We start from the raw sequence: 17496 nt of genomic DNA on the forward strand, positions 1-17496 counted from the left end.
TGAGCCATGACCCGGCCAACACACCCGACGGCCCGTCAATCTCCCGGAACGGGAACCAGAGCCGGTGACCGAGTGGAGGAGAAACCAGGAAGGGGCACCCGGCATCCCGGGCACCCCCTCTCACCTGTCTCCTCGGCGCACGCGAAGCGCTACCCGCCCAGCAGCCCCCGCACCCGCTCCTGCCCCACCGCGAGCAGCAGCGTCGGCAGCCGGGGCCCGGTGTCGCGGCTGACCAGGAGGCGGTAGAGCAGGGCGAAGAAGGTCCGCTGGGCGGTCTTGATCTCCGGCGGGAGGTCCTTGGGCGTGGCGTCGGCGGAGAAGCCGGCCTGGACCTTGGGCACGCCGTAGACGAGGTGGCTGAGCCCGTCCAGGGACCAGTGGTCGGCGAGCCCGTCGAGCAGCAGCCGTACCGACCGCGCGGACGCCTCGTCGAGGGAGGCCAGCAGCTCGGTGTCCGGCTGTTCGCGCACGATGGTGCGCTGGTCGGCCGGCACGTGGGTGTTGATCCACGCCTCGGCCTTGTCGTACCGGGGCCGGGCCTCGTCCAGCGATCCGAGCGGGTTGGCCGGGTCCAGCTCGCTGAGGATGCGCAGCGCCTGGTCGGCGTGGCCGGCGGTGATGTCGGCGACCGAGGCCAGCGTGCGGTACGGCAGCGGACGCGGGGTGCGCGGCAGGTCCCCGGCGGCCGTGCGCACCGCACGGGAGTGCGCGGCGATGTCGGCGGGCAGCGCCGTACCCTCGGCGACCTTGGCGTCCAGCCGGTCCCACTCGTCGTAGAGCCGCTGGATCTCCTGGTCGAAGGCGATCTTGAAGGACTGGTTGGGCCTGCGGCGGGCGTACAGCCAGCGCAGCAGCTGCGGCTCCATGATCTGCAACGCGTCGGCCGGAGTGGGCACCCCGCCCTTGGACGACGACATCTTCGCCATGCCGCTGATGCCCACGAACGCGTACATCGGGCCGATCGGCTGCTCGCCGCCGAAGATCCCGACGATCTGCCCGCCGACCTGGAACGAGGACCCCGGGGACGAGTGGTCGACGCCGCTGGGCTCGAAGACGACGCCCTCGTACGCCCAGCGCATCGGCCAGTCGACCTTCCAGACCAGCTTGCCGCGGTTGAACTCGCTCAGCCGGACCGTCTCCGAGAAGCCGCACGCCGTGCAGGCGTACGTCAGCTCGGTCGAGTCGTCGTCGTAGGCGGTGACCGTGGTCAGGTCCTTCTCGCAGTTGCCGCAGTACGGCTTGTACGGGAAGTACCCGGCGGAGCCGGCGCTGCCGTCGTCCTCGGCCGCCGCGCCGGAGCCCTCCTCGGCCTCCAGCTCGGCGGCGTCGACCGCCTTCTGCTGCGGCTTCTTGCCGGGCTTGGCCTTGGTGCGGTACTGGGCGAGGATCGCGTCGATGTCGCCCCGGTGCCGCATGGCGTGCAGGATCTGCTCGCGGTAGACACCGGAGGTGTACTGCGCGGTCTGGCTGATGCCGTCGAACTCCACGCCCAGCTCGCCGAGCGCCTCGGTCATCGCCGCCTTGAAGTGCTCGGCCCAGTTCGGGTGCGCCGAGCCCGTCGGGGCCGGGACGGAGGTGAGCGGCTTGCCGATGTGCTCGGCCCAGGTCTCGTCGACGCCGGGGACGCCGTTGGGCACCTTGCGGTAGCGGTCGTAGTCGTCCCAGGAGATCAGGTGCCGCACCTCGTGGCCGCGGCGCCGGATCTCGTCGGCGACCAGGTGCGGGGTCATGACCTCGCGCAGGTTGCCCAGGTGGATGGGGCCGGAGGGGGACAGTCCGGAAGCGACCACCACGCGTTTGCCCGGGGCACGTCGCTCCGATTCGGCGATGACCTCGTCCGCGAAACGGGAGACCCAGTCGGCGGTCTCTGTGCTCTGAGCCACGATCGGCACGTCCTTCTTTCTGAACAGGGTGACAGCCCATTCTCACAGACCGCGTCCCGCCGGAGAAAACAGCTTTACCCCCCGTGAGAGACTGGATGGGTCTATCGATCCCCACGAGGAGAACGGCACCCTTTCCTATGGCCCCGGTCACGTCCCTCAGCGACTCCGTCCACCAGCACCTCGCGTCCGCCCTGTCGGCCACCCGGCCGGAGGCGGCCGGCGCGGACCCGCTGCTGCGACGAAGCGACCGGGCGGACTACCAGGCCAACGGCATCCTGGCGCTGGCCAAGAAGGCCAAGGCGAACCCGCGCGAGCTGGCCGCCGAGGTGGTCGCGCACGTCACCACCGGTGATCTGATCGCGGACGTCGAGGTCTCCGGCCCCGGCTTCCTCAACATCACCATCGGCGACCGGGCGATCACCGAAACCCTCGCCGCGCGGTACGCGGACGACACCGGCCGGCTGGGCGTGCCGCTCGCCGCCGAGCCGGGCACCACGGTCATCGACTACGCCCAGCCGAACGTGGCGAAGGAGATGCACGTCGGCCACCTCCGTTCCGCGGTGATCGGCGACGCGGTCCGGCAGCTCCTGGAGTTCACCGGCGAGACCGTGGTGCGCCGGCACCACATCGGCGACTGGGGCACCCAGTTCGGCATGCTCATCCAGTACCTGGACGAGCACCCGCACGAGCTGGACCACAAGGACGCCCGGATCAGCGGCGAGGAGGCGATGTCCAACCTGGACCGCCTCTACAAGGCCGCGCGCCGGCTCTTCGACTCCGACGAGGAGTTCAAGACGCGGGCCCGGCGCCGGGTGGTCGACCTCCAGGCCGGGGACGAGCACACGCTCGCCGTGTGGCAGAAGTTCGTGGACGAGTCGAAGATCTACTTCTTCTCGGTCTTCGAGAAGCTGGACATGGAGATCCGGGACGCCGACATCGTCGGCGAGTCCGGCTACAACGACATGCTCGCCGAGACCTGCCGCCTGCTGGAGGAGTCGGGGGTCGCCGTCCGCTCCGAGGGCGCCCTGTGCGTCTTCTTCGAGGACATCTTGGGCCCGGACGGCAACCAGGTCCCGCTGATCGTGCAGAAGTCGGACGGCGGCTACGGCTACGCGGCCACCGACCTCTCCGCGATCCGCAACCGGGTCTTCGACCTGAAGGCGGACACCCTCCTCTACGTCGTCGACGCCCGCCAGTCGCTGCACTTCAAGATGGTCTTCGAGACCGCCCGCCGGGCCGGCTGGCTCAGCGACGACGTCAAGGCCGTCCAGCTGGCCTTCGGCACGGTGCTGGGCAAGGACGGCAAGCCGTTCAAGACGCGGGCGGGCGAGACGGTCCGCCTGGTCGACCTCCTCGACGAGGCCATCGACCGCGCCTCGGCCGTCGTACGGGAGAAGGCCCAGGACCTGTCCGAGGCGGAGATCACCGAGCGCGGCACCCAGGTGGGTGTCGGCGCGGTGAAGTACGCGGACCTGTCGACGTCGGCGAACCGGGACTACAAGTTCGACCTGGACCAGATGGTCTCGCTGCACGGCGACACGTCCGTCTACCTCCAGTACGCCTACGCCCGCATCCGCTCCATCCTGCGCAAGGCCGACGGGACCGGCCCGGTGGCCCACCCGGAGCTGCCGCTGCACGAGGCCGAGCGCGCCCTGGGCCTGCACCTGGACGCGTTCGCGGAGACGGTCGCGGAGGCGGCTGCGGAGTACGCCCCGCACAAGCTGGCCGCCTACCTGTTCCAGCTCGCCTCGCTCTACACGTCTTTCTACGACAAGTGCCCGGTCCTGAAGGCCGAGACGCCGGCCCAGGTGGAGAACCGCCTGTTCCTGTGCGACCTCACGGCCCGCACCCTGCACCGGGGGATGGCCCTGCTGGGCATCCGGACACCCGAGCGGCTCTGACCCCGCGACGGTCCCGACTCGCTGACAACTCCGTTGCCGCTGAGTACAGTTGACTGCCCTGCCGTCATGGGCGGGGCAGCCGCCGTACGGCGAGGATGACCGGCACACGGGGGAGTCGTGATCATCACCGAGGAGTCGCGGGCCGCGGGGGCCGCCGTCCTGCAGAGTGGCCCCGCCGTGCCAGAACAGGACGCCGACCGTCTGCCCCGGGGTGGCGACCCGCATGCCGAGAAGCACACCACGGTGCTGGCCCCGGACGCCAAGCAGTCGGCCCGCGGGGTCCGTGCCCCCGCCCGCCTGGACAACCTGCCCCCGCTGCCACCGCAGCCTTTCATCGGCCGCGTCGGCGACCTGGACCGGCTGCACGACTCCCTGTCGTCCGGCGGCTCGGTGGTCACCCAGACCGCCGCCACCGCGGTCAGCGGCCTCGGCGGCATCGGCAAGACCGCCCTGGCGCTGCGGTACGCCTGCGACCGGCGGGACCGGTACCGGCTGATCTGGTGGATCACCGCCGAGAGCGAGGAGCGGATCGCCTCCGGGCTGGGTGAACTGGCCCTGCGGCTGCATCCGTCGTGGGCCCGCGATGCCGGCGCCAAGGAGCGCACGGAGTGGGCGCTGAGCTGGCTGGAGGCCCACACCGACTGGCTGCTGGTCTACGACAACGTGGAGCGGCCCCAGGACCTGACCCCCTTCCTCGGCCGCCTGCTGGGGTGCGGGCACCAGCTGGTCACCAGCCGGTGCCGTACCGGCTGGTCCCAAGGGGCCCGCCTGATCAGTCTCGACGTACTCGCGCAACAGGAGGCCGTCCGGCTGCTGTGCACGACGGCCGGCCGCGACGACGGCCTCGCCGCCGCGGACCAGGAACAGGCGGCGCGGCTCACCGAGGAGCTGGGCCACCTGCCGCTGGCGCTCACCCAGGCCGGGGCCCACATCCGCGAGACCGGGATCGGATTCGCCGCGTACCGGGCGAAGCTGGCCCGGGTACCGGACGCGGTGCTGGAGGACGGTGGCGGCCGTTCGAGCCGCACCATCGCGCGGATCTGGCGGACCAGCCTGGACTCGATCCGCCGCACCCACCCGGTCGCGGTACCGCTCCTGCACACCCTGGCCTGGTACGCGCCCGAGGCGCTGCCGCGCGAGGTGCTGCGGCACCTTCCGCACGCCCCGCACGAGACCGAGCAGGCGCTGGCGGCCCTGCGCAACTACCACCTGGTCACCTCTGGCCCCGACGGGCTCACCCTGCACCGCCTGGTCCAGCAGACCCTGCGGCACACCGGTCCGGCCGAGGTGCCCGAGGCCCGGGACCGCGCCGAACGCGCGCTCGCCGCCGAAGTGTCGCTCGCCCCGCCCGGACCGGTCCGGCACCTCCTGCTGCACGTCCAGGCGCTGGCGGAGACCGGCCCGGCCGACGAACCCAGCGCCGAGGTGGCCGAGATGTACCGCCGCGGCGCCGCCGAACTCGGCGCCCGGGAGCAGCACGTCCTGGCGATCCCGCTGATGACGCAGGCCGTCGACGCGAGCGTGCGGCTGACCGGCGTCGACGACGAAGCCGCCCTCCAGGACCGCGACCAGTTGGCGGAACTGCACGCGAAGGCCGGCGACCCGGCACGCGCGGTCCGGCTGTGCCACGACGTCTACCTCGACCGCCGGCAGCGCAACGGCCCGTACGCGGCACAGACCCTCACCGCCCGGGAGCGGCTGGCGTACGCGTACCGCAAGGCGGGCGAGGTCGTGCGGGCGGTCGACGAGCTGACCGCCGTGGTCGCCGACCGGCGCCGCGAGCAGGGCGACGAGCATCCGGACACGCTGACCGCCCGCGACAAACTGGCCTACGCGTTGCAGACGGCCGGCCGCTACCAGGCCGCCGTCGCGGAGTTCGAGGCGGTCGTCGGTGACCGGAAGCGGCTGCTCGGCGAGGACGACCCCGACACGCTGGCCAGCCGGACCAACCTGGCCTACGCCTACCAGGTGGCCGGTGACCACCGCACCGCGCTGCGGATGTACGCGCAGGCGGTGGCGGACCGGCGGCGGGTGCGCGGGCCGGACCATCCCGACACCCTGACCAGCCGAGGCTGGCTGGCCGCCGCCCACACGGCCGCGGGCGATCCGCACCGGGCCCTCGCCCTGTACCGGGAGGTGGTCGCCGACCGCCGGCGAGTCCAGGGCGCCGACCACCCGGACACCCTGCGCAGCCGCCAGGACATGGCGTACGAGTTGTCCAGGGCCGAGGGACCGGACGCGGCCCTGCCCGAGTTCGAGTCGCTCGCGTCGGACAGCGCCCGCGTCCAGGGCCCGGATCACCCCGCCACGCTGAACTACCGCGACGACATCGCGCAGATCGACCGGTACCGCGGTGAGTACGCCCGGGCGATCACGGGCTACGAGGCGGTGGTCGCCGATCTGGCCCGGGTCAGAGGGCCGTACCACCCGGACACCCTGCGGGCCAGGGGTGCACTCGCGTTCACCCGGCAACTGGCCGGGGACCACCGGCGTTCCGTCCACGAACGCGAGGAGCTGGTCGCCGACCGCACCCGCACCCAGGGCCCCGACCACCCAGAGACCCTCACGGCCCGCGTCAACCAGGGCTTCGCCCATCGGGCCGCCGCCGACTACACCGCCGCGATCGACGTGTTCGCGGCGGTGCTACGGGACCGGGTCCGGGTGCTGGGGGCCGACCACCCGCACGTGTTCTCGCTTCGCGAGAGCCTGGCCAGGACCCGGCAGTGGTCGGGCGACCACCCCCGCGCGGTCGCGGAGCTGGAAGAACTGCTCATCGATGTGCGGCGGTCGCTGGCACCGGACCATCCGCGGGTCCTGCAGGTCCGGCACAGTCTCGCCCAGACCTTCGCGGACGAGGAGTCGTACACGCGTTCCCTGCGGCTCTACAGCACGCTCGTCCAGGACCACCAACGGGTGCACGGCCCGGACCACACGAGGACGCTGAACATCCGGGAGTGGCGGGCCAACGCCCTCCGGGCGGCCGGTGAGTACGGCCCGGCGGGGACGGAGCTGGACACGCTCATCGCCGACCGCGCCCGCCTCCAGGGCCCCCGCCACCCGGACACCCTGCACACCCGCGCCCAGCGGGCCTGGGTCTTCCGCTCGGCCGGCCACTACCGGTCCGCGATCGCCGCCTACCGGGAACTGGTCGAGGACCGCGCCCGGGCCCTGGGCGCCGACGCCCGCGACACCCTGGCGGCGCGCAACGGCCTGGCACTGGCGCTGCTCGGCGCCGACGACCACGAGGCCGCGATCACCGCCTTCACCGAACTGCTCGCCGACCACGACCGGCTGCTCGGCGCGGACGCCCCCGAGACGCTGCTCATCCAGGAGAACCTGGCGGACGCCTGTTCCGGCGCCGCGCGGCACGAGGATGCCGTCACCCGGTACGAGGAGGCGGTTCGGGTGTGGACCCGGGTGTGGGGCGCGGATCATCCGCGCACCCTGCGCTCGCGCCGGGACCTGGCCCTGGTGCGCAGGGCCGCGGGACAGCACCAGCGGTCGCTCGACGCGCTGGAGGCCGTGCTCGGCGCCTGGCTGGAGACGCGCGGCCCCGGCCACCCGCGGGCGCTCGACGCCCGGTTGGACATCGTGCGCGGCCACTGTGCGGCGGGCGAGTACCTGCGCGCCGCCGAACTCGGCGAGGCGCTGGTCGCGGACTTCACCCGGCGCCGCGGCCGCGACCACGTCTCGACCCTGAACGCGCGTACATGGCTGGCGCACGCGTGGACGCAGTCCGGCCGGCACCGGCGGTCGATCACCGAGTGCGAGGCCCTGGTGGCCGACCGGACGGAGTGCCAGGGGCCCGACCACGAAGCGACGCTCGCCGCCCGGTCCCTGCTGGCCGGTGCCTTCGCCGCGCGGGACGAATACCGTCGGGCGGTCGTCCTCAGCGGCGACCTCGTGGACGACCTCACCCGGATCGAGGGCGCGGGCAGCCCGAAGGCCTTCCGGGAGCGCACCGTACTGGCCCGGCGGCGGGCCTGGTCCGGGGACCGCGCCGGGACCCGGCGGGACCTGGCCGGTCTGCTGCACGACCACGAACGGGAACTGGGCCCCGACCACCCCGACACCCTGGGCCTGCGTGATGCCGTCGTCTGGTCCTGGTGGGGACAGTCCACCTCCGCGCGGTTCGCCGCGGCCGCCACGCGTCTGGTCACGGACCGCACCCGGGTGCTGGGCCCGGACCATCCGAAGACACTCGACGCGCGTGAGCAACTGGCCATCGCCCACGAGGAGGCCGGGGACCTCGCGCTCGCGGTCTCCCTGCACACCGCGCTCGCCGACCACCGTCACCGGGTGCACGGCCCCGAACACTCCTCGACCCTGGCCGCGCGCGGTCACCTCGCCTTGGTCCGGTGCCGGGCCGGGGACCGACAGCGGGCCGCCCGGGACCTGGCCCAGCTGGTCGAGGACTGCGACCGGATACAGGGCCCGCTCCACCCGCAGGCGCTCGGCTTCCGCAACCGCCTGGCGTACGCCCATTGGCTCGCGGGCGACACACACCGCGCCGCCACCGTCTTCGAGGAACTGCTGAAGAGCTGCCAGTCGGTCCTTCCCGAGGAACACAAGCGGACCTTCGGGGTCCGCGGCAGCCTGGCCTGGCTGATGGCGGACACCGGCCCGGTCCAGGACGCGGTGGGCCGGGCGCGCGAGCTGGTCGACGACGCCACCCGGCTCTTCGGAGCGGACCACTGGCGCACCGTGCGCACCCTCCCCGCGCTGGCGCACGCGCTGGCCCAGGCGGACCAGCCCGAGCGGGCCCTGGCGGTCGTCCTCGACCTGCTGCGCCGCCAGGCCCGGCTGCTCGACGCCCCGTCCCACCCCGAGACGGTCGAGGAGGTCGTCGCCGCCCACACCCGGGCGGCGGCCCGCGAGGACGCGCCGGTACCGGCGGACGGCCCGGCGGCAGCGGAGGACGAGGAGCTCCTGCATCTGGGCCTGGTCGTGGAGCGGTTCGCCAACCGCTTGGGCGAAGGCCTGCCCACCCTCGCGACCGTCCTCGCCCACGCCGTCTGCGACGCCGGTGACCCCGCCACCGCGGTGGCCCTGCTGGCGGCCGTGCACGCGGCGCGCGCCCGGCTGTTCGGACCGGACCACCCGGACACCCTGGAGAGCCTGGTCGCGCTGGCCCTCACCGCGCTGGAGGCCGGTCGCCCGCAGGCCGCCCCGGCCACCGAGGACCTGCTCACCCGCTGGGAACGGACCTTCGGCCCGGACCACCCCGACACCAGGAGGCTGCGCTGGCGGCTGCGCACCGCGCGGCCGGCCTGGCGGGCCAGGCTGACCCTGCTGACCGACGACGTGGCGGTGGGACGGCCGGTCACCGTGGAACTGCGGCTGGACCGCGAGGAGGGCTCGTACGTGCCCCCGCCGCGGCTGATGGTGGCCGTCGCCTGTCCCAGGGCACCGGTCGTCCGGCCGGCCACGGCGGAGTACGACGGCGACGGCACTCCCCCGCGGTTCACCTTCACCGCCGCCGCGCCGGGCGCCCACGACGTCCACTTCACCCTTCACGACCACACGTCGGGACTGGTGCTCCAGGAGCTGCGGACCGTGGTCCACGTACCCGGTTCCAGGAAGGACTGACCGGATGCCGCAGGATCTCGCCGTGGAAGTGCTGAAGGACCCCTCGCACGGATTCACCGGGGTGCCACCGCAGCGCGGGACCCCGCCGCACGGCCCGCGGCCGCAGGAACCGGCGGAGCTGCTGGTGGGGCTGTACCTCAGCAGCGGGAACACACTCACGATGTTCGCCTGCGCGCCCGACGCGCCGTCCGCTCCGGGCGTCCCCCGCTGGCACGTGACCGACCTGGAGGTGTCGGCGGACGAGCTGCGGGAGCGGGCCGACCGGCTCCGGTCCCGCTGGCACGAGCTGCTGGTGTACTTCGTCGGCGAGGGCGATCCGCGCACCGGCGCGCGGGTCGGCGCCCGCCCCTTCGCCGACACCGCCGACCTGAGCGGGCTCGCCGGCGTCGCCGAGTCGGTGACGGCCGCGCTGGCCGAGGAGGGCTTCGACCTGCTCGACGTCATGCTCCACGGCGCCGGCTACGACCTTGGCAAATTCCGGGAGTTCCTGCTGGGGGCCCTCGGCGGCAAGGACCCGCTGCGGGTCAGTTTCCTGTCCGACCTGCACCTGCCCTGGCCGATGCTGGCGGTGGATCCCGCCGCGTGCGCCACACCGTGGGAGGCGTTCCTGGGCCACCGGCACCAGGTCGAGCAGACCGCGACCGGATATTCCTGGGACCATGCCCCGGTCGACCACCGCAACCTGGCCACCACCAGCCTCAACAAGGACGACTCCCTGGACAGCGTGGGCCGCGCGGGCGAGGTCCACGAGCTTCTGGAGAAGCGGTCCCGGCTGATCGTGCGTACCCGGGGCAGCGACCTGCTCAAGGCACTGGCCGGCCCGGTGCTCAACGAGGACGTCATGTACTTCTGGTGCCACGGCCGCATGGTGAGCCACGGCCCGTCGACCCCGTGCCTGGCCATCCGGCTCTCGGACGACGAGCACATCGACGGCCCCGTGGTGTCCCGCAAACGCAGGCCCTTCCTCCATGAGCCCAGCGCCCGCTTCAAGCCCTTCGTCCTGCTCAACGCCTGCGGCACCGCGCGGGCCGCGGCCCCCGGCAGACTGAAGCACCTCGGACAGGAACTGATCGGGATGGGCGCCGAGGGCGTCCTCGCCCCGCAGATCGACATGCCCCAGGACTTCGCGACCGAGTACGCGTACGCCTTCCTCGACCTCTACCTGACCGGGCAGCACACCGCGGGGGAGATAACCCGGACGCTGGTGCGCCGGTTCGCTACGGAGTTCCACAATCCGCTGGCCCTGGCGTACTCACTGCACTGCGGTATCAACAGCCGGCTGAGCCTCGCCTCATGACCGCCCGCCTCGACCCCCCGGCGGAGATCGACCTCGACGAGCAGGGCCGGCTGACGTACCCGGGCGGCTCGGCCCCGGTCCCCGTCAGCCGGGTCGCCGAGCACCTGGCGGAGCGCCTGCGCGTCCCCCGCCGGGCCACCGACCTCCACGTCTACGTGCACGGCTGGCAGACCCCGCCCGCCACGGCGACCAGAACGGCGGTGCGGCTGCTCCGGTACGCGCTGGAGCTGCGCGAGGCGGCCCCCGCCCGCTATCCGGGCCTGGCCGACGGCTACCGCCCCTGGTGCGTGGTCGTGCGCTGGCCGTCCTCCAGCCTGCCCACGCTGCGGGGCTACCGCCGCATCCGGGACCGCGCGCACGCGATGAGCGCCGAGGGCGCCGGGCACGCGCCGTACGTCATCGGTCATCTCCTCGGATACCTCGACTCCGAGCGCGTCGACCCCGCCGCCTCGCCGGTGCTCGCCAACCGCCACGGCCAGTACCTGCACCTGATGGGGCACTCCTTCGGCGGCCGGTTCCTGTGCGAGGCGGTGCAGCGGGCCGCCGAGCGTCCTCCCGTACTCAGCTGGAGCACTCCGTACGACGCCCGCCGCCCGTTCACCGTCGACAGCACCCTGGTCTTCCAGATGGCGGCCCCGCGCGACGCCCTGGTCCGGCACTTCGAGACGCTGTTCCCGCACGGCGCCCGCGCCGGCGCCCCGCTGCGCGGCCCGCTGGTGCTGACCCACTCCCGCTGGGACCGGGCCACGGGCTTCTGGCATCTGCGCGCCGAGCGGACGCGGGGCATCGGCCACTCGGGGGCGGCGACGGCACCCGTCCCGCCGTTCGCCACGAAACTGCTGCCGACCGGCCAGGCGTACGACCCCTCCGAGCTGGACCACCGGGTCGTCAACGTGGACGCCGACTGGCTCTACCGCGGCGGCGTCCGCACCCGGCTGCTGCCCGCGGGCGCCCACTCGGACTTCCAACGCCCGGAGTCCGCCCACCTGATGCTGTCCCTGGCGGCGCTGTCCCGGCCGCGGCGCACGGACCCGCTCCCCGGACGGCCGGAGCGGCCCGGGGAGCCGGTCGCTCAGGCGTAGTAGCGGATCGTGCCGCGCAGCCCGGCCACGCTGGTCCCGCAGTGCTGCTCGAACTTCGCGGCGAACGCCGTGACGGTGCCCGCGTCGTCCCGGACCAGTTTGAGGAAGGTCAGGGTGCCGGTGGTGTCGGCGCACGCGCGGCCGTTGCCGGACACCCCGAACCCGGCCACGCCCGCGGCGTCGGTGTTGGCGATGGGATAGGTCCGCCCCGCCTCGAACTGCTCGCCGGTGGGCGGGGTCATGAGGGCGGAGTAGTCCTCGCGGTCGCCCTCGACGTTGTACTGGAGGCCCCGGCCGCCGGCCCAGGGACGCAGGCCGAAGATGCTGGTCGCCCCGGTGTGCGTGCCGCTCGCGCCACGGCCGACGAAGTCGTCGGGGTCGCTGGAGTAGGTGTAGGACAGCGGCAGGGCGTGGTACTTGACGACGCCCTTGAGCGCGGGCGCCGTGGCGCTGTCGCAGCGCTGGGTGTAGGTGGCGTCCAGGACGGTGACGGCGCCGGAGTCGTCGGTCTCGATCTGGTTGACCGAGAACCGGCCGAAGACGTCGTCGCAGCTGCGGCCGTCGCCGTAGACGTCGAGCCCCGGGGCGCGGCCGGTGCGGACCGGCGCCCGCTCGACGTCCCGGTAGACACCCGGGTGCAACTTCTCGCCCTTGGGCGCGGCGAGTGCCACCTCCCACCAGGTGAAGTCCTCCTCGCTCTCCACCCACACCCGCAGGCGCAGTTCCTCGGCGTCGCCGACGAGCGTGATCTCCGCCGTGTCCGGCGTGTGGGCGACCGTGCCGCCCTGCCCGATGTGGTCACCGGCCTCACTGGTGTGCCGGTACGCGGTCACGGCGACCGGCGCCCCGCCGGCCGCCGCCGCGGTGGCGACCGGCCCCGTCGTCAGGCCGATCGTCATGGTCAGGACCGCCAGCGCGCCGAGCGCCGCGCGTCTGAATCCGGTGCGAGAAAGCACGGGTGTGTCCCCTCCCTGGGGCGGGCGCCCTGGCCGGGCGCCCGAACTGTGCGTGCATGACGCACAGTTGGCTGTCCCGCATCACTTCACACAAACCTCTGGAATCACACATTCCGCCCGCTGTGGCCCCAGGCGCGGACGCAGCACTGCCAGTTCCCCCTCAGCCCCGTGGCGCGGGCTCGCGCAGCGCCTCCCCCAGCCTCCGCAGCCCCTCCGCGATCATGTCCGGCGACTGCGTCACGAAGCACAGCCGCATGGTCGAGCGCGCCTCCTGACCGGGCGTACCGGCGTAGAAGGGCGCCCCCGGCACGTACGCCACGTCGTGCCGGACCACCCCCGGCAGCAGGGCCGTCGTGTCGTACGCGGCCGGCAGCCGGGCCCACAGGAACATGCCGCCCTCCGGCCGGGTCCACCGCGACCCGGCGGGCAGCGCGGCCGGCAGCCCCGCCAGCATGGCGTCCCGGCGCTCCCCGTACGCCCGCGCCACCCGGCGGACATGGGCGTCCAGGTCCCGGTCGGCCAGATAGCGGGCGGCGGCAAGCTGGTTGACGGTCGGAGTGTGCAGGTCGGCGGCCTGCTTGGCCACCGCGCAGGCCCGGCGCAGCGCGGCCGGCGCCCGCAGCCAGCCCAGCCGCAGCCCCGGCGCCATCACCTTGGAGAACGAGCCGAGCAGCACGGTCCGGTCCCGGGCCGCCTCGTGCGCGGCGATCCACGGCAGCCGCTCGCCGGCGAACCGCAGCTCCCCGTACGGGTCGTCCTCGACGATCCACAGCCCGTGCCGGGCGGCCACCTCGGCCACGGCGGCCCGCCGCCCGGCGGACATGGTGCGCCCGGTCGGGTTCTGGAAGGTGGGCACGGTGTAGAGCAGCTTGGGCCGCTCCCGCACCACCAGCTCCGCCAGCGCCTCGGGGTCGGGCCCGTGTTCGTCCCCGGGCACCGCGAGCACCCGCGCCCCCGCGAGGCCGAACGCCTGGAGCGCGGCAAGGTAGCAGGGGTCCTCGACCAGGACCGTGTCCCCCGGCTCCAGCAGCGCGGTGGCCAGCAGCGACAGCGCCTGCTGGGACCCGGTGGTGACCAGGAGGTCGTCCGGCCCGGTCGGCAGCCCGCGCGCCGAGGTGCGCTCGGCGAGCGCGGCGCGCAGCACCGGCTCGCCCTCGGTCGTGGCGTACTGGAGCGCCCGCCCGGGCGTCTGCGTCAGCACCACCTGGTACGCGGCGGCGATCCCCTCGGCGTCGAACAGCTCCGGCGCCGGCAGCCCGCCCGCGAAGTTGACGACCTCGGGCCGGGCGGTCACGGCGAGTATGTCCCGTACCGGCGACCCGCCGATCGACCGGGTCCGCGCGGCGAGCGGCGGAACGGGAGCGGGGACGGCAGGGGACACGGATGCGGGCTGGGTGACGGTCATGGCCGACACCCTAGAGAGACGCGTGCCGTCTACACCCGCATTTCCGTGATGCGGACACGCGGACCATCTCAGCACTTCTCAAAGCTGTTCAAAGCTTCCGCGCGACCCCCGCGTACACGTTGATGTCCGCGTCCGTGACGTCGTTGATGTCCCGGTAGCGCACCTTCTCGATCTCCTCCAGGCCCGCCAGGTATGCGGGTTCCGGCTGCTCGGGGACGGGCGCGGCGTGGTCCGCCCGCCAGTGGTGCACCGGCACCACCCCGGGGTCGGCCAGGGCCAGCCCGTTCTCCGTGAAGAACCGCTCGACCTCCGCCTTGGACCGCAGCACGAAGGTGAACCCGCGCTCGGTGTACGTCCGCTGCACGGCCCGGATGTTCTCCGGGTTCAGGTCCTCGGTGAGGTGGCTGAGCACGATCCGGCTGCCGGACGGCAGCGCGTCGATCAGCTCGCGCACGATCGGGTACGCCTCCGCGTCCTCGACGAAGTGCAGGATGGCCACCAGGCACAGCGCGACCGGCTGGTCGAAGTCGAGGGTCTTGGCGGCCTGTTCGAGGATGTGCGCCGGGTTCTTCAGGTCGGCGTCGATGTAGTCCGTACGCCCGTCCGGCCCGCTGGTGAGCAGCGCGCGGGCGTGCGCGAGGACGACGGGGTCGTTGTCGACGTAGACCACCCGGGAGTCGGGGGCGATCCGCTGGGCGATCTGGTGCACGTTCTCGGCGGTGGGCAGGCCGGTGCCGATGTCCAGGTACTGCCGGATGCCGTCCTGCTGGGACAGCGCGGTGACCGCGCGGCGCAGGAAGTCCCGGTTGTGCCGCACGTCCAGGTAGCCGCGCGGGTTGGCCGCGAGCCCGGCCGCCGCGGCGTTCCGGTCGGCGGGGTAGTGGTCCTTGCCGCCGAGGAAGACGTCGTAGACGCGGGCCGGGTGGGCCCTGCTGCTGTCGATCCTTCTGCGCAGGTCGGCGGGGTCCTGGCTGAGGGCGTCACCGGGCATGGCTGTCTCCGGGAGAAGAGGACGGACGGGACGGCGCAATCACCTTACGCCGCCCACCTGTTGACCCTTCACCGCCCCTTCACGTCTCCCTCCCCGTCTCTCTTCGCCTCCCCCTTCATCTCACCCTTCCGAGTACTGCTCCCACCCGCTGCCGCCCAGCGGCCAGCCGTAGTAGTCGGTGCCCGAGGCACTGGTGCGGAACGGCGTCCCGTTGTTGTCGATCTTCACCGTGCCGTGCCGCGACCCGCTGGACCAGTCCAGCTCCAGCTGCCAGCGGACGTCGTGCCCGTTGGTGTGCGCGACGACGTAGAACGCCTCGGGATCGGACTCGCTCACCTTGTACGGGAAGTCCTGCTGCCCGTTGACGGCGGTGGCCAGCGGGTTGCCCAGGTCCAGCGAGACGTCGAAGGACTTGGTGCCGACCCCGCCCCCGCAGCCGACGCCCATCGTGTACTCGTTCCAGGTCAGCGGCGCGGCACTGCCGACCACCCGGACGTGCAGCGCCTCCAGGACGACCGTCTCCGAGCCCGTGCCCTGCACGATGAGGGCGACCCGCTGCCGGTCGGCGGCGACCCCGCCCAGCGTCTTGACCCAGCCGGCCGCGTCCTGCTGCGGGGGCGGCTCGTTCACGTTGCCGGGGCTGCGGTCGATCAGGAAGTTCTGGTCGCAGGGCACGTCCCAGTAGTACGGGGTGGTCTGCACGGTGAGCGGAACGGCGACGTCGGCCGCCGGACCGGAGGTGGCGGCGGCGGGCGCGTCCGCGCTCTTGCTCGCGGTGGCCCGCGCGCCGGCCCGCGCGGACTTGCTGGCGCTCACGCTCGGGGACGCCGACGGCTTGGCGGAGGCCGACGGGCCGGAGGACCCGGCGGAGGGCGTCCCGGTGGCGGAGACGGTCGCCCCGGCGGCGTCGGCGTCATCGCGCCCGCCGTCGCCGCCGTCCGGAAGCAGCGTGACCGCGAGCGCCGCGGCGGCGACCAGCCCGATGCCGGTCCCGGCGTACACCGCCCGCCGGGACCGGAAACGTCCCCCGGCCGGGGCGCCGGCCGGAACCGCCTCGCCGACCACGGTGACACCGTCGGAGTCCTCGGCCGCACTCCGCGTCCCCGAGTCCGCACCCCGCCCGTCACCTCCGCCTCCACCTCCACCTCCCCCCTCACCCTCACCAGGGATCACCGGGGCGGCCGGAACAACCGCCGTCTCCGCCTCACCGCCCTTCACCCCGCGCAGCGCATCCGCCCGAATCCACCGGCGGTGCAGCTCCAGCAACTCCTCGGGCGTCGCCCGGCACAGTCGCGCGAGCCGTTCGACGGAGGCGAACTCGGTCGGTACGACCTCCCCCTTGACGTACCGGTGCAGCGTCGACGCGCTCATGTGCAGCCGCTTGCCCAGCACCCCGTAACTGAGCCCCGACCGTTCCTTCAACTCGCGCAGCAGTCCCGCGAAATCGTCCGCCGTCACCGTTTCTCCCACTCCCCTTGTCCCCGCACCGCGTCCCAGACCAAAGACGTTTCTCCAGGTCAGGGTGGTTCCAGCCGTCCCAGCGTCCCGCGTGTGCCGCCGTGGCTGGCGGCCGGGACGACCGCTGGCGCAGGCTGTGATCAGTCAAGCAGCCGCTCCCGGCACCGGTCGAGCGGCGCACCTCCCACCAGCCTGTGAAGGGGCTCACCATGTCTGCTCGCACCACCCGGGTCCGCACCCTGTTCGCCGCCGCCACCGTCGCGCTGGCCGCGCTCTCCCTGACCGCTTGCGAGGACGGGTCCGCCACGGGCCTGCGCACCTCCTCAGTCTCCGACACCTCCTCGCCGGCGGCCGGCGCGGAGTCGGGCTCCGGCACCGACAAGAGCACCGGCACCGGCACCGGCGACAGCGGGTCGGACACCACCACCTCGGACGACGCGGCCACCGACGCGGACGACAGCACCGCGCAGAACAGCTCGGACGACGACACCTCGGCGCCCGGCGACTGCTCGGCCGAGGACGTGCAGATCACCGCGACCGAGGTGCCCCGCCCGATCAACCACCTGCTGCTGACCGCCACCAACACCGGCTCCGAGACCTGCGCCCTGCCGATGTACCCGGCGGCCCGGTTCGGCGAGGCCCAGTCCGTGCCGCCGGTCGTGGAGAACAGCAAGCCGCAGTCGCTGACCATGCTGGAGCCGGGCGGTGCCGGTTACGCGGGCGTCCTGCTGTCGGCCGGCGACGGCAGCGCCGACAACGGCAGCACGGCGACGTCCCTGACGATCCCCTTCGACGACGGCTCCGTCGCCACGGTCACCCTGCCCGCCGACGGCGTCTACATCGACGACTCCCTGAAGGTCACCTACTGGCTGACCGAGCAGGACGCGGCCCTGACGTACTAGGGGCCGGCCTCCAGGGCATCACGACGGTCCGC

10 protein-coding genes are annotated in these 17496 nt (G+C 73.3%); 5 read left to right on the forward strand and 5 right to left on the reverse strand.

Going from position 1 to position 17496, the window contains the following annotated elements; genetic code table 11:
• Window positions 1-149: 149 nt before the first annotated feature.
• A complete protein-coding gene (gene lysS / locus AB0G32_RS04850) occupies window positions 150-1892 on the reverse strand; it encodes a lysine--tRNA ligase (protein ID WP_361158107.1) in 1743 nt (580 codons plus the stop codon).
• 128 nt (window positions 1893-2020) lie between these two features.
• Between lysS and argS the strand changes: the two genes are divergently transcribed.
• The 4 genes from argS to AB0G32_RS04870 all read left to right on the forward strand — a co-directional run bounded on the left by argS (window position 2021) and on the right by AB0G32_RS04870 (window position 11752).
• The gene (gene argS / locus AB0G32_RS04855; RefSeq protein ID WP_361158110.1) at window positions 2021-3784 is read left to right on the forward strand and encodes an arginine--tRNA ligase; all 1764 of its coding nucleotides are present in this window, start codon (window positions 2021-2023) and stop codon (window positions 3782-3784) included.
• A 117-nt stretch (window positions 3785-3901) separates the two neighbouring features.
• A complete protein-coding gene (gene fxsT / locus AB0G32_RS04860; RefSeq protein WP_361158113.1) occupies window positions 3902-9373 on the forward strand; it encodes an FxSxx-COOH system tetratricopeptide repeat protein in 5472 nt (1823 codons plus the stop codon).
• A 4-nt stretch (window positions 9374-9377) separates the two neighbouring features.
• Window positions 9378-10670: a hypothetical protein gene (locus tag AB0G32_RS04865; RefSeq protein ID WP_361158116.1), complete on the forward strand. Its 1293-nt coding sequence runs from the start codon at window positions 9378-9380 to the stop codon at window positions 10668-10670.
• Window positions 10667-11752 carry a hypothetical protein gene (locus AB0G32_RS04870; protein WP_361158118.1) on the forward strand — a complete coding sequence of 362 codons (1086 nt, stop codon included), beginning with the start codon at window positions 10667-10669 and terminating at the stop codon, window positions 11750-11752. The genes AB0G32_RS04865 and AB0G32_RS04870 overlap by 4 nt, the downstream gene beginning before the upstream one ends.
• On the opposite strand, the gene AB0G32_RS04875 is transcribed toward AB0G32_RS04870, so the two are convergent.
• From AB0G32_RS04875 to AB0G32_RS04890, 4 genes are all read right to left on the reverse strand, one after another.
• Window positions 11743-12708: a hypothetical protein gene (locus AB0G32_RS04875; protein ID WP_361158121.1), complete on the reverse strand. Its 966-nt coding sequence runs from the start codon at window positions 12706-12708 to the stop codon at window positions 11743-11745. The two genes, AB0G32_RS04870 and AB0G32_RS04875, sit on opposite strands and share 10 nt — an antisense overlap.
• A 160-nt stretch (window positions 12709-12868) precedes the next feature.
• Window positions 12869-14113 carry a PLP-dependent aminotransferase family protein gene (locus AB0G32_RS04880; protein WP_361158123.1) on the reverse strand — a complete coding sequence of 415 codons (1245 nt, stop codon included), beginning with the start codon at window positions 14111-14113 and terminating at the stop codon, window positions 12869-12871.
• 88 nt (window positions 14114-14201) lie between these two features.
• On the reverse strand, window positions 14202-15104 hold the full coding sequence (locus AB0G32_RS04885) for an SAM-dependent methyltransferase (RefSeq protein WP_361158125.1): 903 nt from the start codon (window positions 15102-15104) through the stop codon (window positions 14202-14204).
• Window positions 15105-15224: 120 nt separating this feature from the next.
• Window positions 15225-16562 (reverse strand): helix-turn-helix transcriptional regulator, encoded by a 1338-nt coding sequence (locus AB0G32_RS04890; protein WP_361158128.1) that lies wholly within the window; start codon window positions 16560-16562, stop codon window positions 15225-15227.
• A 209-nt stretch (window positions 16563-16771) separates the two neighbouring features.
• Here AB0G32_RS04890 and AB0G32_RS04895 point away from each other — a divergent pair, with 209 nt between their 5' ends.
• A complete protein-coding gene (locus AB0G32_RS04895; protein WP_361158131.1) occupies window positions 16772-17464 on the forward strand; it encodes a DUF4232 domain-containing protein in 693 nt (230 codons plus the stop codon).
• The last annotated feature ends 32 nt before the right edge of the window (window positions 17465-17496 follow it).

The organism is Streptomyces sp. NPDC023723, assembly GCF_040639815.1.
Taxonomy (GTDB): domain Bacteria; phylum Actinomycetota; class Actinomycetes; order Streptomycetales; family Streptomycetaceae; genus Streptomyces.

Coding starts and splice junctions, on each gene's coding strand:
- AB0G32_RS04885 (WP_361158125.1), bottom strand. CDS start 15,104: ATGCCCGGTGACGCCCTCAGCCAGGACCCCGCCGACCTGCGCAGAAGG.
- AB0G32_RS04870 (WP_361158118.1), top strand. CDS start 10,667: ATGACCGCCCGCCTCGACCCCCCGGCGGAGATCGACCTCGACGAGCAG.
- AB0G32_RS04865 (WP_361158116.1), top strand. CDS start 9,378: ATGCCGCAGGATCTCGCCGTGGAAGTGCTGAAGGACCCCTCGCACGGA.
- argS (WP_361158110.1), top strand. CDS start 2,021: ATGGCCCCGGTCACGTCCCTCAGCGACTCCGTCCACCAGCACCTCGCG.
- AB0G32_RS04880 (WP_361158123.1), bottom strand. CDS start 14,113: ATGACCGTCACCCAGCCCGCATCCGTGTCCCCTGCCGTCCCCGCTCCC.
- AB0G32_RS04895 (WP_361158131.1), top strand. CDS start 16,772: ATGTCTGCTCGCACCACCCGGGTCCGCACCCTGTTCGCCGCCGCCACC.